We start from the raw sequence: 15,929 nt of genomic DNA on the forward strand, positions 1-15,929 counted from the left end.
AGCTTCCGACTTGCGAGATGTCAGGTGATTCCAAACGATGGTCGCCACCTCGGTCCGGAGTAACTCTGCATTCTCGGTGCGCCCTCCTCCCTCTGCGGGCCATGGGGCCCTGGAGGTTCGCCTAGTCCGCAGGCTCGGGAATGGGATCGCCTGGTCGTGGCGTCGGGTCGATGACGAATTCCATTGGAGTGGAGAGGTGCCATCGAATCGCCACGACTGCGAGGGTGATCAGGCAGATCGCTACCACCCACCGCAGGTGGGTGGAGTGGTCGGCGTTCCTTCTCATCTCGATGAGCGCGAGAACTAGCCCGATCAGGGCGAGTAGAGCGGCCAGTATGCCGTTGAGCCAGAACATCAGGAGGCTGCCCCCTGCTGCGATCTGCGCGGTTGTGCTCATCCTGCGTCTTGTTCGCATGCCCGCTCCTTCGGCTGTCGGAGACATATCCCTTGGTCAGACCCGTCCCGCGTTCTCGAACGGCAGCAGCGTGCACACGAAGTTGCGAGCCCTTTGGCCGGGTGGCGGTTCGTCCCATGATGTGGCCTCATCATCCCTTCGTGTGCAGGGTTACTCCGGACGTCGCATGGCCGATGGCAAGGTAAGTCCGGACGGTGCAAGGTTCATCCGGACGGGACAACGATCTGGGATCCGTGGCGCAGGTGAGTCCCAGAAGTATCGCAGATACCTTCGGTCCACTTCCTGACTGGATAGATATTTCATAGTAAATGCAGCCTGTCAGATACTAATAGAGAGTTTGCAGGATTTAAAGTAGGAGCCATGTTGAGCTGGTTGCGCTCTCATCAGGAACTATGGTGTTCAAGACGGCTGCTGAGTGGGGCTGCGGTTGCGGTCGCATAACCACCGATCGCCGCCAGCGTGGCAGCCTCATTGAGGGCCATGGGATCGCGCTCAGGGTCTCGTATCGCCCCCGTGGGCTCACCGCGGCGCTGTGCGGCAGCGCATCCACGGTCATCATTCTCGGCAGTATCCGCCGGGGTTGTCGGGGGCTGGGCTTCGGCGAGTAGGGCCGGCGGCTCATACGAGTGGTAGCGGAGAACACGCCTCCGGACTGCCAAGGACGCGGCGTACGCTTCGTCGCATGGGAGGTAGGGCTCGGCGACGGCGAGAAAACCGATCCGGGTTGCGACCGTCGTTTGTTGGTGCTCCTCGCGGGCACGGCGGTGCTGTTCAGCGTCGGCTCTACGTTGCGGTTCCAACGACGTGGCTCCAGATCGTGTTGGGCGTGGCCGCGGTGGCGTGCGCTGCGGCCTCAGACGCCTATAAAAGGGCCCTGTGTGTAGGAAGAAGAATCTTCCTACACACAGGGCATATTGCAGCGTGCGGCATCAGGACTCTTCGAACTTGATCAGGGTTTGAGCTCTGGGCGGGCGAGGGGGGGCTTGGGAGAGAGCTCGTGGCTGTCGGTGGTTCTTCTTGTTGTCGAGGCAAGAAGATCACGTCAGACAAGCCACGAGCATGGTCAACGATACGACGCTACTGCTCGGCCTGGGCGGGGTGGCCGTCACGGGGGTCGTCGCCGCAGGTAAACGGGGCGCAGGATGGGCCGGTGGTGCACCTGGCCACCACCGATGAACGCGCCCGGTGCTGCCCCCGGTGTGGTGCGGCCCGCATCGGTGCGTAGCCGTTGGTTTCCGGGGTTGCGGAAGCCGTAGGCATCGCGGGCGGTGGTTTGATGACGCGGTTGGTGCCTTCGGCTCCGGCGTTGGTGATGGCGGTGCGGAGAAAGGCCAGGATCTCGGGCCACCAGGTCTCGATGGTGGTGGCCAGGCGGTGGAGTTCGGGCAGGCCGGAGGCGGCGCAGCGGTCGTAGAAGCGGAACAGCCGGTCGGCGATCACATGGCGATCGGGGTGGGTGCGGGCCAGGGAGAGCAGGTCCAGTAGGTCTTCCTTGGCGTTCCGGGCGGCCAGGATCAACCGGCCGGGTCGAGCGGGCAGGGCTTGCAGGTCATCGACCATCGGATCGAGTTGGCGGCCGTGCATCCGGGCCGCGGAGCGGGTCAGCCGGTTGCGCAGCTCCCATTCGCGGTTGCCCTATCGACCGCGCCGCCCGCGGACCTGGACGGTGACGCGGCGCGGACCTCGGTCAGGGCCTGGTTGGCCAACTGCACGACGTAAAAGTGGTCGATTACCAGCGTGGCATGGAGCAGTGCCTGTCCCACGGCGGCCTTGAAGATGGTGCACATGTTGATCGCGACGAAGAGCACCTGTCGCCGTCAGGGTGCCTCACGCTGGGCGAGCCGGCCGGTGACGGCGGCGATGGTACGGCCTTCGACCTGGCCGAGCAGCCCTTGATCCCCGGGCAGGTCCACGAAGCCGACAAGTCACCGGTCGCCTGCGGTCGTCCAGGTGCCGGCGGCCTCCTCCGGTACCCAGCGGGGCCGACCGCGGCGCACCTCGTCAATGCCCAGCACGACGATCGATCCGGGCTGGGCGGGCAGCACCCCAGAGCGTGCTCGGTGAACGTCGCCGACACGACAGGCCACGAGAGACCACGACAGCCTATGGTCTCGCGCCGCTTGCATCACCGTCCGCCCACCGTCACCGGCGGCCTGGCGTAATCGCCGCGTCAGCCGGGACCGTGCGGGGATCTGCGGCACCTGCTCGGTGAACGTCTGACGCGGACAGGACGCCTGGTCGCAGCACCAGCGCCGCCTATACCACCGCAACACACACCACCGGCCCGCCCATGGGCAGATCCCATGGGCGGGTGGTCACTCATTCGTTCATCGACCGCGGGCCGCGGACACCTCAACCCCGCTCAACTTCGAAGAGCCAGTAAATACCGGCTGAATAGTCCAGGCCACACAACCCGCCTTCCACACAACGCTCACATCAGACGGCCATGCATGACTCTTCGTTGAAGGATCACAACATCATGTAGCTACCCGAGATTGCCGCACATGAGTGGCTCAAACTAGATTCCTTCTACATGGCTCCACCACAACAGGAAATGCCAGTTGCCGTTTACAAGAGACATTCAGGCAAGTCAAGACTTGAATCCCCAGGTTCGGTCTTCGATCATCCGTAAGACAGGATAAGCCGCACGAACGGGGAATCCTTGGCGGGGTAATCACCGTCCGTGCGGCACGCAACCGCGTAAGGAGAGTGTACTCCGCATGTCCCGCAATCGCTTAGCAGTGCAGGTGGCCATCCTGCTAGCGCTGGTGGCCGGAATCGGCGGGTTGCTGGTTAGCCCAGCAGCCGCGGCGGACGCCCCAGCCTCATCCCCCACTACACCAGCAGTCGGTTCCCGGCCTGATTCTCACCTACTCCGCCTTCGCAGTATGGAGCCCGGCGATGGCTGCAAAGTCGGCGAGTCGTGTGTCACCACACCACCGCCCGCGCCGAGCATAACGACCCAGGATGCTCAGGCATGTGTGGTCGTCTCCACCGGCAACGGCTACTTCTGCGGTGGAATTTTCGGGTACGACAAGTACATCGACTACTTCTTCGCAACGCGTCAGCCGGCACCGGCCATCCAAGTCTGTGACTACCAAGGACATCTCGCGGTTTACAATTCCAGCGGGTCGTCCATCTACGGCCAATACACTTCGCGCCATTCAGGCTGTTCCCTCAGAGCGTGGTTCGACCCTGTGTGGACCCAGCGCAACTTCCCGACTGGTGACACCGCCTGTGTGTCATGGTTCGAGAGCGGCACGCGCCTGGCTCGTGTGTGCTTCTACTTGACCTACGACACCCCGAGCGCTCCTTAGAGCTGCCCACACTGGAGATCGCCTTAGTTTCAAGGAGGATCAGCTCTATGGAAAGAAAGAATTCAGGCGCACGCCGCACATGGCTCAACTTACTTACCGCCTTCCTCAGCGCCGGCCTCATGCTCATTATGAGCGTAAGCCCCGCTGGGGCAAGCGTGCTGAGCTCCCCGTCGTCGGCCTCAGAGCCCATCTGCCGAATCGGGGATCCCTGCGAGACAGAGCCACCACCCCTCAACGGAACGCTCGACGCCAGCGGCTGCACGGGCGCATCCGGCGGTACCGTGTGCGGCGCAGCTATCGGCACCGCTCGCTATGTACAGGGCGCGTATGTTCGACGCACGGCGCTGGGCGCAATGTGCCAGCCGAGCGGCAGGTATTATGTCTACGACACCAGCGGCTCGCTGATCGACTATCAGGAGCAACACTCCATCAACTGCCACGCAGGGCCAGTGATGGAGTTCAACTTCACCGTCAGGAAGCAGTACCCGAACAGCGCTCGCACGGTCTGCCTAGGCTGGTACGAGGAAGGCGTCCGGATCGGGCGCGTATGCATGTCATTCCCGATCTAGGCAATAGAATCTAGCGTGGATTGAGAGTGGGAAGAGATTCTCTTCCCACTCTTGTCGCGTATGCCACTGGAGGTGCCAATGCTAGGAATGGGATGGAACGAGCTTCTGGTTCTAGCCATGGCGGTTTTGGCCATCGTGATTATTGTGCGACTCTTCCTAAGAAGATTCTGGCGCAAGTAAGGGAGGAACCCCTGCTTGCCATGGGCCTGGCTCTCCTCGTCGATCTGGGCCTGGCGGACCCAGGTGCGCAGTGAACTCTTCTCATCTCTATGCGGCCTGCGCGACGCGGTGGTTCTGAAGGACAGCGTTGGCCTTGCAGAGGTGGCTGGCCTAGTCTAGGACGGGCTGCAGCGTAACTTCCTCCAGCTCTTCGGCTGGGCATTCGGCGTTCGCCGGGGCCGCAAATCCTGACGTGGGAGCGGTTGGCCTGCTTTTTGTGACTCAAGTCGCCATTGGTGACTGAGGCCATCCGAGCGATGTATAAGCCGGCGGGAGATGCCGTTACCGGTTCGGGTGCGAGATGAGCTGGGTGAGTTGTTCGCCGAGCAGTTCGTAGCCGCGTTCGGGACGGAGGAGGCCGGGCTGGTCTCCGGGCCGCCTGGCGTTGATCACGGTGCTGCAACGGGGTGGAGAACCTGACCGATCAGCGGGCTGCTGAAGCGGTCCGGACAGATCTGTCGTGGAAGTACGCGCTGGGGCTGAAGCTGGACGATCCGGGGTTCGATGCGAGTGTGCTGAGTGAGTTCCGGTCCCGGGTGATCGCCCATGGGCTTGAGGAGCAAGTCCTGGACCTGTTGCTGGGGACGCTGCAGGCCAGGGTATTGGTGAAAGCGGGCGGGAAACAGCGCCCTGATACCACACACGTGATCTCGGCGGTGCGGGACCTGAACCGGGTGGAGCTGGCCGGCGAATGCGTGCGGGCCGCTCTGGAAGCCCTCGCCGCAGCCGCGCCCGGCTGGGTGGAACAGGTGCTGGAGGTGCCGGACTAGGCGGGTCGGTATCAGTCACGAGTCGACTCCTGGCGGCTGCCGGTCTCCAAGACCGCGCAGGAGCAGCTCGCACGGGCCTACGGCGCTGACGGGTACGCGCTCTGCACGGCTCTCTACGCGCCGTTCTCCCCCGCCTGGCTGCGGGAACTGCCTGCGGTGTAGGCGTTGCGCGTGATGTTGATCCAAAACTTCGTCCGGACTGTTGACGCCCGCGGACGGGAGGTGGTCGAACGGCGGCGGCCCCTGCGCGACGGCGGCGTGGGGCTGCCGCCCGGCAGACACCGGCTGGCCTCACCCTACGACCCAGACACGCGCTGGTCGGCCAAAGCCGACGTGTTGTTCAAGGCGCGCTCTATCGCTATCTCGCTCGTTTGTGCAGCCTTGTGAAGGTCGGCCATGAGTGGGACCGGGATGGTGCCGAGTCCGAGCCCGGTGGTCTCCACCATGGAGGTGAGCGACTTCTCTTCGGTGTGGCTGAGGTGCGTTCTGCACCAGTGGTGGGCGACCACCTCCCGAGCCACGTAGCCATCTGCGGAGCCCAGGGCTTCATTGACGAGGCGAGCGTACGCCGGACGCACTCGAGCGGGAGCGGCGCAGGCAGCGAGATCGATGACGGCCAGGCCCAGGCGGGTGCGGTAGACGCCGTGTCCTGGCTCTGGCACGCCGGCGAGGTACCGTTCGATCATCCGGCCGGTCTCCCAGTCTGTGTTCTGGTCTCCGGCGAGGCGGCACAGCACCGCCAGGCACGCGGAGACCTGGGCTTCCCAAGCCTGGGTGATGGTGCTGTGGTCCAGCACGGTTTGGGCGGCGTTCGAGTTTCCGGCGAGGCAGGCGTTGACGATTTGTACCTGGCGGCCGTCCATCAGATGCAGGCCGATGCCCTTGTTCTGTTCGATGTGGGTGAGCGCTGCGCGCCAGCGGCCGAGACGTACGAGGGCGCGGGTGCCTTCGGAGAGGTAGATGCGCCACGTCCAGATGCGTAGCTCTTGGTACTCCTCCGAGCTGCCGATCAGATCTCGGGTGGGCAGCGGCCAGCCTTCGATGACGGCATGAGTGTTGGTCTTGAGGGCGTGATGGAGGGTGCTGAGCGAGGCCCATGCCGCCTCTGCGTCGCGCGCTCGTAGGCGTAGTCGAGCCAGGTTCACGACGGGTTCGAGCATGTGCATGGCCTGCGGGACGGTGAGGCGGCCGGCATTTCGGTAGGGGTTGATCTGCCGCCAGCACAGCTCTCGCGCCAGTTCCGGTAGGCCGCAGTCGCTGGCGATCAGGGCGGCTCGGTTGAGTGTTCGGGCGGCGCCGAGGAGCGGGTCGGTGGTGTGCTCGATGTTGCCAGCGAGAGTACGTACTTCAGCCGCCCGCGCGGCGAGGGGCGGGTACGTGGGGCGGGGGCGATCGACCAGCGGGAACCAGCGGACGAGCTGGGCGATCTCGTTCGCCGTCATGCCGAGTCCTGGGTGGGCAGGACGGCCTCACGTGCGGCGCGGCTGAGGACGGCTTGCGCGGAGGCGGGCAGGCCGAGACGGTTCCAGTTGAAGATGACCATATGGGTGAGGACGTGGCGGATGCCCCGGTCCAGGTGACCGGCCCCCGAGGCCTCGCCGAGCTGCTTGCCGGCTTCACGGTAGACGGCCGCCCAGGGCGTAGCGAACGCGCATGCCCCGGCGGGGGTGGTGGAGGCGATGTCGGAGGCGATCAGCGGGCGGATGCGGTCGGCCATGGCCTTCAGCCGACCCGGGGGTGTGTCGGTGGGGAGGGGGCGTAGTTCGGCGACGCTGTTCCACAGGTTGCCGCGCTCGAACTGGTCCAGGCCGGCCGCGCTCAGCAGTGTGGTGGACAGCAGCATCGTCACTTCCTTGCGGCCGACACCTGGCGGCGGTTGCCTGAGGTAGGCGAGGGTGTGGCGGCTGTCAGCACAGAACAGAGCGTGGGCGATCTCGGTGCCGACTGGTCCGCCGAACGAGGCGTCTTCGGGCTCGTAGACGACCGGCCACCATCGGGAGAGCACGCTGAATCTGGTCAGCTCGTTGAGCGCGGTGTTGATGGCGCTCTTCGCGTCGTCGGCGACCCCGTCGAGCGGGCGTAGCCGGATTCGCCAGCACGGGTGCTTGCGGATGAACCACCATCCGCTGATCAGTTTGCGGTCCTGGAAGCGGTCCAAGCGCGGGCCGAGCTCCGTCACGGCGGCCTGCTCGGCACTTTCCCAGTCGGACCACTCGGTGCGGACGCTATACCAGCCGTGGTCGGCGACGCCGGCCTCCAACGCCTGGTATCCGGCAATCTTGTAAGTCTCGACGGCGTCGTTGATGGTTTCGGGCCTGGCGCTGATGGCGGCTGCGGCGACCTCGACAGCGGTGCCGGACAGGACCGCTTGCACGGCCTCGGCCATCCTGCGTGGTGAGAACGGGCGCGTGGGTGTCACGTGAGGAGCAGGCATGAGTCCCATCCGGAGTGCGGGGGCGTTTGGTGGGCGGAGGTGTGCAGGGCCAAGGCGAGTCCGGCGGCGCCGTTGAGCAGGCTGCCGTCGTTCTTCGTGGTGACGGCGTGCTGGTTGAGCAGGCCGGCCAGGAAGGGCAGGCGTGCGTTGATCGAAGGGGTGCGGGCGTCGCGGGCGGCTCGCCACGCGGTTTGGTAGACGCCGGCGACGCCGTGGCAGAGCCCGGGACCGGTGAGGTGCCGAAGCTGGGCGGGGTCGTTGAGGCAAGCGGCCAGGGCGTGCTCCGCCTGCTGCTGGCGGGCGACGTCGTCAAGGGCGAGGCCGGCCAGTTGGAGGGCGCGGGCGATTCCCGGCGTGCCGTAACACCAGGACGGGCGTGGCGGGCCGGGCTGGCGGAGGCGGCCGTCGGCCAGCTCGGGGAGTGTGATCCATTGGGGCCACCACGGTCCGGTCCGGCCGTCTTGGCGCCATCGGTCGAACCACGCGCAGAGGCGGTCGATCGCCTCGGACTGCCCGTCAACGGCCACCCCTTGGCGCGTCGTGATGGACAGCAGGGCGAGCAGGCCGGCAGCACCATGGGCCATGCCGAGATTGGCGTGACCGCCAGGGGTGGGCTTGATGCGGTCGGGGTCATGGGCGACCCACCAGCCGGGCAGCCCGTCGCTGGTGGGATGGGTAAGCCTGATCAGGTGGCGCAGGATCGGCGGCAAGATGTCGGCGTCGGGTGAATGGCGCAGCAGCAGTGCGGCGATCCCGGTCAGCCCGTAGAACAGGTCGTACTCATGGAACGTCGCCGGATCGCCCCGGTCGGCTCGGGCGGTCGCCTGAGCGAGGCGCCGTTCGGCGAGCCGGGTCACGTAGCTGTCGATTGTCTTGATCGGACGGTGGTAACGCTCACTGCCGTCGGCCTGGGCGGCGTGTAGAAGGAAGCTGACGGCGGGGGCCCCGTAGTAGAGGCCGGCGTGATCGGCGGAAGTGATCTCTCCGCTGGTGGCCTGCTTGATCCAGGCGTGTGCGGAGTGCCAGCTCTCCGTGCCGACATGGGCTCGCTCGATGTGCAGCAACGCCATCCCGGCCGTGCCGTTCGCCAGGGATTGCGCCCCGGGCCCGGTCACGACATTGCCTCCTTGTTCATGGTCAGGAGGCGTAGGGCGGCGGCGCGGGCCAGCCGGTTGGTGACGGCCTCGGTGGTGGGATCGACGCCGAGGGCGCGGACGTGGTGGTCGTGCAGCAGGGATCGCAGCACGGTGATCGGCAGGTAGTCGTGGCGGCCGAGTTGGACGTGGTAGTCGTGCAGCGCAGCCCGCCGCAGAGCCCACGCGTCGGCTACGGCGGTGCCGCCCGGGTGGGCGCGTAGGGCTTGGTCGTCGTTGAGGGCGTCGGCCAGGCGCAGCGTCGTGTCCTGCAGCGTCCGGTCGAGCTCGCCGTACTGCCGGGGCAACTGGTTGACCAACCACCCGTACCCCTCATTCGACGTGGCCAGGCTGGCGGCGAGGTCGGCCATCGACGCCGCAGCGATGGCCTGGCCGGGAAGCTTGGCGAAGCCTGCCATCGTGATCTGAGCCAGCGCCACGACGGAGTCCGCGGCGGCTACTCGGTGCGCGGCGGCCATCGCCTTGCCGGGGCCGTATCGGCCGGTCTGCGGCTGATAGGCGTGCAGAGACAAGGTGGCGAGCAGGTCCTGCGATTGCAGGTCGGACGCGAAGTCGGCCAGATGCGAGGCCGCCGTGCTGTACTGGCCGGCGTCGGTGAGCTGAAGGTAGAGCCAGAGTTCCTGGATGCTGTCGGGCCGGGGGGTGTCGCGGTAGCGGCGGAACCACCATCGCAGCGGGCCGAGGGACTCCAGGAGATAGCCCACGTGATGGGTGAGGATCTCGTTGTAGCGGTCGGGGTGGCCGAGCAACCGGGCGTGGATGAGGTCGCCGGCACCCGGCATCACCGTCGCGGTGGGACGCTGCACGACTGCGGGGGCCCGCGGCAGCCGACCGGCTGACTCATTGGCGGTCAGGACGACCAGGAACTCGCAGGGGCGGCCGACCCACGCCTCTGGCGCGCGGGACGCCTCGTGCAGCTCCACCCGGTCCGCTCGGTTGAGGCTGCGGCGCAGCAGCACGCAGTCGAGGCGGCTGTCCAGGTCGAGGGGAAGCCGCTGCCCGTTCTGGTGCAGGACGACCGCGGACGGCACCCGCCAGCGATCCCGCCAGTCGCTCAGGGCCTTCTCCCACAACGGCAGCGGCTCGCGCGGTCCGGCCAGCGCGGAGGCGGGCAGGATCCAGCGGGCCGCTGCCAGCACGGTGCGGCCGTAGCGGATCCTGGGCAGGTACGGCAGCAGCCTCGCCACGCCGAAGTCGATGGGCCCGTAGATCGCGTGGCGAGCCGTCGCCACCCCGGTCAGGAACCGCGCCAGTGCGGGGGTGTGGGCGGATGCCTCCAAGGCGTGCAGCGCCTGGGGTACGACGCGCTGGCCGGTGGAGAGCCGCACCAGGTACATCGGGGTGGAGTCGGCGGTCACGGCCAGGTCGTCGAGGCCGATCACCGGCGTGCCGGGCGCGGGATGTTCGGTCAGGGGGATCACGGCGGGCAGGAGTTGCGGTACGCGGACGACGTTCTCGGTGCTGCGCAGTCGCGGCGAGAATGACAGCTGCGCGGTCGCGACCTCTTCGTCCGGGGGTTCGTAGGAGGCGATGAGCTGCTCCACAGCCGGTTGCGGAAGCAGGTGAGCGAACCGGCCGGCCATGCTGCTCTGCGGCCGGGGCGTGGCGTACACCCACAGCCGGAACCGGCCGCGCTCCAGCAGATGGGCGGTCTCGGCGTGCAGCTCGAATCCCAGCTCGACGCGGCGCGGGATGACCATCTCAGCCGGGTCGTCGGCGACCGTCAGCGACGAGATGTCCTGCTCGCTCAGCACGATCTCGTCGCGGCCGTCCACGGTGGCCTCCTGCACCAGAGCCAGGAGCTTGGCGTCACGGTCGGGCATGGCACGAGCTGGCCGCCCGTAGGAGGAGCCGAGGAATCCCGCCGGCATGCCGAGCCCGGAGTCGGCGAGCAGCTCCCGTACTGGGACCGCCGCCCCTGGGCCGTAGTGGCGGCGGAAGCGCAGGTGGTAGTCGCGCCACACCTCCGCACCGAACGGGCGGCTGGTCAGCCGCAACAGCACTGAGGCGGCCTTGGCGGCCTCGTCGAGCACGGCCCGGGGCAGGGCGATCGTGGCATCGGCTGCCGTGTCGGCGGCGAGCATGCGATCGCCGCCGGTGCACAGAGCGCGCATGCGAGTGGTGAGGGGCGCGATGTCGGCCAGGTCCACGATGGCACGGCGGGCGGACAGGTCGCGGTGGAGGTCGACGAGAGCCGTCAGCGTGGGTGCCAGATCGGGCGCGTCGCCGGCGGCGGCGCGGAGCTGGTCGAGGACGAAGAGCAGGCCGTCCTGGATGGTTGAGGGCGGGCGCAGGCTGGTCAGCAGGAAGCCTTGGTGGACCAAGGCGGTCAGGGTGGCGGCGACGGTGCCGGGTGGTGTGCCTGGGAACTCGGCCGTGAGCTGATCGGCCAGCTCGCGGAACGCGATGGGCGTAGTGGCCGCGGCCAGTGCCTTCCGGATGGGTGGCAGGTGCCGGATGGACACCTCCCGGGAGGGGCCTGGATCTGTGCCGTCACCGGGGCGGGCGGGGATGACGGCCCGACCCCCGCGAACCATGATCATGCTGTTGGTGGTCACCCGCAGGCGCGGCAGCGCAGCGGGGTGCGCCTCCAGGTGATCGACGAGGGCGTTCAGCCACTGCGCGTCGGCACGCAGCACGACCTGATGCTGTGTCCCGATCGCCGCGGTGACCGTGCGGCCGACTTCCACCGGTGCGACGCCGGCGAACAGGCCGAAGGGGACGGCACGCCGCTGCCAGCGCAGCAGGTAGGACGCGACCGCCATGCTGATGCGCGTCTGGCGCGCTGGGTCGCCGCTGGTGAGTGCCTGGCTGGTCTGCTCGGCCAGCTGAGGGGTGGCCACCGTGATGGCGGCGCGCACGTCGGGCCGGGCCCAGATGCGGGTCAGCCACGTGGAATCGGCCGGTTCTCCTGAGTCGAGCAGTTCGGGCAGTTCCAGGTCGCCGGGGTAGGTGGTCACCCGGGCCAGCGCCAGGCCAGTGGGCCGGAACAGCAGGGATGATCCCATCGGGCTCTCCGCCGTCAGATCGAGAGGGGGATGGTGGGTGCCGCCGGCGCCCTCGGGTGTGGCGCCGGCAGCAGTTCACGCGGTCAGGAAGGGTCGGCGACGTTGGTGGTGCAGGCGCTCGTCGAGCAGCTGGAGCCGCAGCCGTCGCCGGTGGAGCACAACATCTTGGGGATGGGGATGCTGGCCTCGACCACTCGCATGTCGAGGTCCCAGGGGTCCTCGACGACGGGCGTCGGAGCGGTCGCTGTGGCGATGGGGGGCATGAGCCTCCTCCTTCATCTGTGTCGGGTTCGGTTACCCACCTGGGCAGAGGTGCGGTGTTACGCCTCCGGCCAGGAGATCGCGACGTGCGTGTGCTGCTTGGGGATGACCAAGGTCGTGGGCGGCATCCCGGCGGGGCGGCCGTTCGGCCAGACCGAGAACTCCGGGCCGGGATGGCCGCGGTGGTCGCGGTTCCAGACGCGGACCTGCTCGACGATGGCCTGGGCGACTTCACCGCCGTGGGGTCCGTAGCCGTGCGCGCCCAGCTCGACGTGGCTCTTGCCCGCCGGCCGCACGGACAGGTAGGCGAAGGAGTCGTCCTCGACCGTCGCGTAGGGGAACCATCGCCCGCCCCGCTCGACCGCGATGCCGGGCTCCTCGTCGCCGGATGCCGCCACGGTGAGGTTGCAGAAGCCGGGCAGCGTTGTGGCCAGCCAAAGGGGCAGGTCGCCGAGTGGCTCGGACCGGGCCACGGTCACCCCGGACCAGTCCGCAGTTGGTTCGCCGGCCAGCACGCCGTCGAGCCTGCTCGGGTCGGACAGGTTGCCGTCGTCGAACCTCAGGCCGACCTTCTCGCCGTTGAGCAGCCACAGGTGCTCGTCGTGCCGGCTGGCGCCCTGCATGGGGACGAAGCCGCAGATTCCCGCCGAGAGGGCGGCGAGGTGGTCGTTCGTGCGCTGGAGGGCCAGCGAGCGGCTGACGCCCTTCATCCGCAACGGGAGCACGATCCTGCCGCCGTCGGCGAGTTGGTCGCGCCACGCCGGTGGCACGTCCCACGCCCCCACCGTGATCATGATGCGGTCGTACGGGGCATTGGCCTTCCAGCCGTACTCGGCGTCGCCGGTCACGACCTGCACGCCTGGGTACCTGGCGGCGATCAGGCAGGTGGCGGCCCGGCTGGTCACCACGGGATCGATGTCCATGGTCGTGACGTGGCCGGTGGGTCCCACCAGTTCCGCCAGCAGCGACGCGAAGTATCCCCCTGATCCGACCTCCAGCACGCGCATCCCCGGCTGGATGTCGGCCTGGACGAGCTGCATGGCCTGGATGTCGGGCGAAGACATGGTGGAGATGAGCACGCCGTGCTCGTCGCGCTTCACCTCCACGGGCTCCACCGCGTAGGCGGCCTCCAGCGACACTTCGGGGGCGAAGAGGTGGCGGGGAGCCGTACGGAGCGCGGCCTCGACCCGCACCGGGAGCGGGAAGCCCCATTCGGCGCAGGTGGCGGCCACGGCGGTCGCCATGTCGTTGCGCAGCGTGGCGGCCTTCTGGGCGTCGTTGTCGGTGGTCACGGGTTAATCCCCTCTTCGTGGTCGTGATGGGCAACTGGTCGATCGTGGTGGTTGTGGGATCGCCGCGGGATTAGCCGCGCCGTCCCTCTCGCGCGAGGTAGGTGTCCGGCTCCGGGCGTTCCCCTCGGCCGCGATGGTCGGCATGATGCTGTTTGACCAGGGCGATGTAGGCGGCGAGGGCGATGGGGTAGCGGCCTCTGCCGGTCTCCTCGTAGCGGGCACCACCGACGTGGCGCAGGACGAAGAAGGTGCCGCCCCCGGAGGCGAACTCGTACATGCCGCAACACGAGGTGTGCGTGACCCGGAGCACCCCGCTCGGCCTGTACGGCTCCCACGTGAACGCGGGGTCGTCTTCAACCAACTCCCGTCGGTCGGCATTCGCCATCGTCTGCTCTCTCCGCCCTGGCCTGACTGTCTTGGACCGTGGAGGGGCAGTAACGATGGCGGTTGAGAGTTGGGGCTCGCAGCCCCCGGCGGCCAGGGGCTCCACCGTGGGACTGCGAGTTGTAGGCGGCGCGGGTTCCAACCGTGCTCTATCGAAACCCGCGCCGGAGTGCGCGGTCGGTCAGGCGTGAGTAGCCCTGGACCGGCCGCGCCAAGACGCGGCCTAACACCCCCGACGGCCTGCTCGGCCACGTCTCGTTTCATCACCCGCGCCCCCTCTGAGGGCTGGGAAGCACGCTTCTCCTAGAAAGGTGTGGTAGCCCTTCTGTCTGCCAGCCAGGCGGCGCCACGCCGTTCATGAGGTGCCAGAGCTCGTCCGGACTGTTCGCTTGGAGGATGATGCCGTGATCGCATTCGCCCATGTAAATGGCGATGTGGCGGCGCCAGTAAGGGGAGTACATGAGGTAGAACCAGCCCCGGGCACGGCGCTGCAGTTCCGCCACCTGCCTCCTCGCTGCTTCCGCGGCGGGTTCGGCCTTGCCGGTCAACATGGAATCCTCCTGCCGTACAGGGTGGTGCCGGATATTGCCGTCATTTGTCCTTGCGTTCCGCCATCACCATGAGGAAGTGCGGGGCATCGCGCAGAGGAGCACGTCCGCCCTCCTCCGGCATGAAGTCGATCGTCCGGACCACGCCTGGGTCCCGAACGGAGAAGTCCCGCACGAGACCCATGACCTGGGACTCGCTGCGAACGTAGATCGGGACGCCGCCGTGCAGCTTCTCGTAGGCCGCTCGGCCTCGCTCGACGTTGGCCGGATCCAAGCCGTCCCCGGTCACGTGCGTCAGGACGACCAGGCTCCGGGGCGCGAGACGGGCGCGCAAGGCGAACCTGAGGTCGGTGCACTCTTCGTCGGTCAGGAAGTGCAGCACCGCGCCCAGGATGACCACGACGGGCTTGCTCAGCCAGAGATGCGAGCCCATGGCGTCGAGCACCTTGGCGCTCTGACGCAGGTCCTGCTGCACCACGCTGATACCGGGTCCGCGCAGTAGTGCCCGGCAGGTGGTGACAACCAGTTGGTCGGAGTCCAGGGCGAGCCAGCGCACGTCAGGATTCACGCCGGCGGCGACGTCGTACAGGTCCGGCAAGCCGAGAGCGTCCATGCCTTGAACGGGCTTGCCGCATCCCAAGTCGGCGAACTGGGTGTAGCCCCGGCCCGCGAGATGGCGGACAACCCGGACCAACGCGGCGGCGTTCTCCTGGGCCACCTCGTCGACCTTCTCGTGGATCGTCCTTCGGAGCTCGTCCACGGCTTCGCGGTCACGGGCGAACGCCTCCTTGCCCGCTCCGCGCAGCGCGGCGTAGGTACGGGCGGGCACGGCCTCGGCCGGGTTGAAGCTGTCACCGGGTGGCGGCGTGAGAGGGGTGTCGGTCATGAGGATCTCGCCTGTTTCCGGGGAAGAGGGGGAGATGGTCACCATGCGGCCGTCTTCGGCGGTTGATCGTCCGATACGGCGAAGAACGCCCTGAGCCTGTTCCTGATCGTGACGGCGATCTGGTGGGCATCCGTGCCGACATCGACGCGTAGGACGTCGTATCCGGCCTGGATGAGCCGGTCACACGCCTGCCGGTAGAAGTGCGCCTCAGCATGGCTGGATCGGGGAGTCAGTTGGAACCGGTTGTGCGCTCCTCGCTCCGCCAGCCGTGCGGCGATCAGCTCGGGCGGGCCTTCCAGGACCACCGCTAAGTCCGGGCGTTCGGCAAGGGAGTTCAGGCTCCACAGGAAGACCGGGTCCACTCCGTCGAACCGCTGCATGACCAGGGCCGAAGGCACGTACCTGTCGCAGAGGACGACCTCGCCGGCGTCCAGGTGGGGCTGGATCTCGGTTTCGAGGTGGTGGTAGCGGTCGGCGGCGTAGAGACAGGCCAGCGCGGGGCCGGTGATGGTCTCGGTCATCTCGCGGGCGATCTTCCCGAGCACGCCGTTGGACGGTTCGGCGGTGGTGTGAACGTGCTCGCCGTCGGCCACCAGAAGCTGGGAGAGGTGGGCGACGATGGTCGACTTACCGGCGCCCGAGGGCCCGTCGATGCTCACGAACAAGCCGCAT

Annotated in this window: 15 protein-coding genes; 2 read left to right on the top strand and 13 right to left on the bottom strand. The window is 67.6% G+C overall.

Going from position 1 to position 15,929, the window contains the following annotated elements:
* Positions 1-121: 121 nt before the first annotated feature.
* The 3 genes from ACFMQL_RS12735 to ACFMQL_RS12745 form a co-directional block, all read right to left on the bottom strand.
* Positions 122-415 carry a hypothetical protein gene (locus ACFMQL_RS12735; RefSeq protein ID WP_378785756.1) on the bottom strand — a complete coding sequence of 98 codons (294 nt, stop codon included), beginning with the start codon at positions 413-415 and terminating at the stop codon, positions 122-124.
* Between the two features lie 1,077 nt (positions 416-1,492).
* The gene (locus ACFMQL_RS12740; RefSeq protein ID WP_378785757.1) at positions 1,493-1,975 is read right to left on the bottom strand and encodes a transposase; all 483 of its coding nucleotides are present in this window, start codon (positions 1,973-1,975) and stop codon (positions 1,493-1,495) included.
* Between the two features lie 41 nt (positions 1,976-2,016).
* Complete coding sequence (locus ACFMQL_RS12745) at positions 2,017-2,223, bottom strand: transposase (protein WP_378785758.1); 207 nt, start codon at positions 2,221-2,223, stop codon at positions 2,017-2,019.
* Between the two features lie 1,556 nt (positions 2,224-3,779).
* On the opposite strand from ACFMQL_RS12745, the gene ACFMQL_RS12750 reads away from it, so the two are divergent.
* Complete coding sequence (locus tag ACFMQL_RS12750) at positions 3,780-4,301, top strand: hypothetical protein (RefSeq protein ID WP_378785759.1); 522 nt, start codon at positions 3,780-3,782, stop codon at positions 4,299-4,301.
* Between the two features lie 626 nt (positions 4,302-4,927).
* A complete protein-coding gene (locus ACFMQL_RS12755) occupies positions 4,928-5,290 on the top strand; it encodes a transposase (protein WP_378785760.1) in 363 nt (120 codons plus the stop codon).
* A gap of 296 nt (positions 5,291-5,586) precedes the next feature.
* Here ACFMQL_RS12755 and ACFMQL_RS12760 read toward each other — a convergent pair whose 3' ends face one another.
* The 10 genes from ACFMQL_RS12760 to tmk all read right to left on the bottom strand — a co-directional run bounded on the left by ACFMQL_RS12760 (position 5,587) and on the right by tmk (position 15,916).
* On the bottom strand, positions 5,587-6,732 hold the full coding sequence (locus ACFMQL_RS12760; RefSeq protein WP_378785761.1) for a hypothetical protein: 1,146 nt from the start codon (positions 6,730-6,732) through the stop codon (positions 5,587-5,589).
* Positions 6,729-7,676: a thiopeptide-type bacteriocin biosynthesis protein gene (locus ACFMQL_RS12765; protein ID WP_378785762.1), complete on the bottom strand. Its 948-nt coding sequence runs from the start codon at positions 7,674-7,676 to the stop codon at positions 6,729-6,731. Before ACFMQL_RS12765 ends, ACFMQL_RS12760 begins: the two co-directional genes overlap by 4 nt.
* A 29-nt stretch (positions 7,677-7,705) precedes the next feature.
* Complete coding sequence (locus tag ACFMQL_RS12770; protein ID WP_378785763.1) at positions 7,706-8,839, bottom strand: lanthionine synthetase C family protein; 1,134 nt, start codon at positions 8,837-8,839, stop codon at positions 7,706-7,708.
* Positions 8,836-11,886 carry a lantibiotic dehydratase gene (locus ACFMQL_RS12775; RefSeq protein ID WP_378785764.1) on the bottom strand — a complete coding sequence of 1,017 codons (3,051 nt, stop codon included), beginning with the start codon at positions 11,884-11,886 and terminating at the stop codon, positions 8,836-8,838. The genes ACFMQL_RS12770 and ACFMQL_RS12775 overlap by 4 nt, the downstream gene beginning before the upstream one ends.
* Positions 11,887-11,969: 83 nt before the next feature.
* Positions 11,970-12,149 (bottom strand): FxLD family lanthipeptide, encoded by a 180-nt coding sequence (locus tag ACFMQL_RS12780; RefSeq protein ID WP_378785765.1) that lies wholly within the window; start codon positions 12,147-12,149, stop codon positions 11,970-11,972.
* A 57-nt stretch (positions 12,150-12,206) separates the two neighbouring features.
* Positions 12,207-13,439: a methyltransferase, FxLD system gene (gene fxlM, locus ACFMQL_RS12785; RefSeq protein WP_378785766.1), complete on the bottom strand. Its 1,233-nt coding sequence runs from the start codon at positions 13,437-13,439 to the stop codon at positions 12,207-12,209.
* A 70-nt stretch (positions 13,440-13,509) separates the two neighbouring features.
* Positions 13,510-13,800 carry a hypothetical protein gene (locus ACFMQL_RS12790; protein ID WP_378785767.1) on the bottom strand — a complete coding sequence of 97 codons (291 nt, stop codon included), beginning with the start codon at positions 13,798-13,800 and terminating at the stop codon, positions 13,510-13,512.
* 286 nt (positions 13,801-14,086) lie between these two features.
* Positions 14,087-14,374: a hypothetical protein gene (locus ACFMQL_RS12795; RefSeq protein WP_080039348.1), complete on the bottom strand. Its 288-nt coding sequence runs from the start codon at positions 14,372-14,374 to the stop codon at positions 14,087-14,089.
* A 40-nt stretch (positions 14,375-14,414) separates the two neighbouring features.
* The gene (locus ACFMQL_RS12800) at positions 14,415-15,302 is read right to left on the bottom strand and encodes an SAM-dependent methyltransferase (RefSeq protein ID WP_378785768.1); all 888 of its coding nucleotides are present in this window, start codon (positions 15,300-15,302) and stop codon (positions 14,415-14,417) included.
* Complete coding sequence (tmk, locus tag ACFMQL_RS12805) at positions 15,296-15,916, bottom strand: dTMP kinase (protein WP_378785769.1); 621 nt, start codon at positions 15,914-15,916, stop codon at positions 15,296-15,298. Before tmk ends, ACFMQL_RS12800 begins: the two co-directional genes overlap by 7 nt.
* Positions 15,917-15,929: the final 13 nt, after the last annotated feature.

It is taken from the genome of Nonomuraea fastidiosa (assembly GCF_042751225.1).
GTDB classification, from domain to species: Bacteria; Actinomycetota; Actinomycetes; order Streptosporangiales; family Streptosporangiaceae; genus Nonomuraea; species Nonomuraea fastidiosa.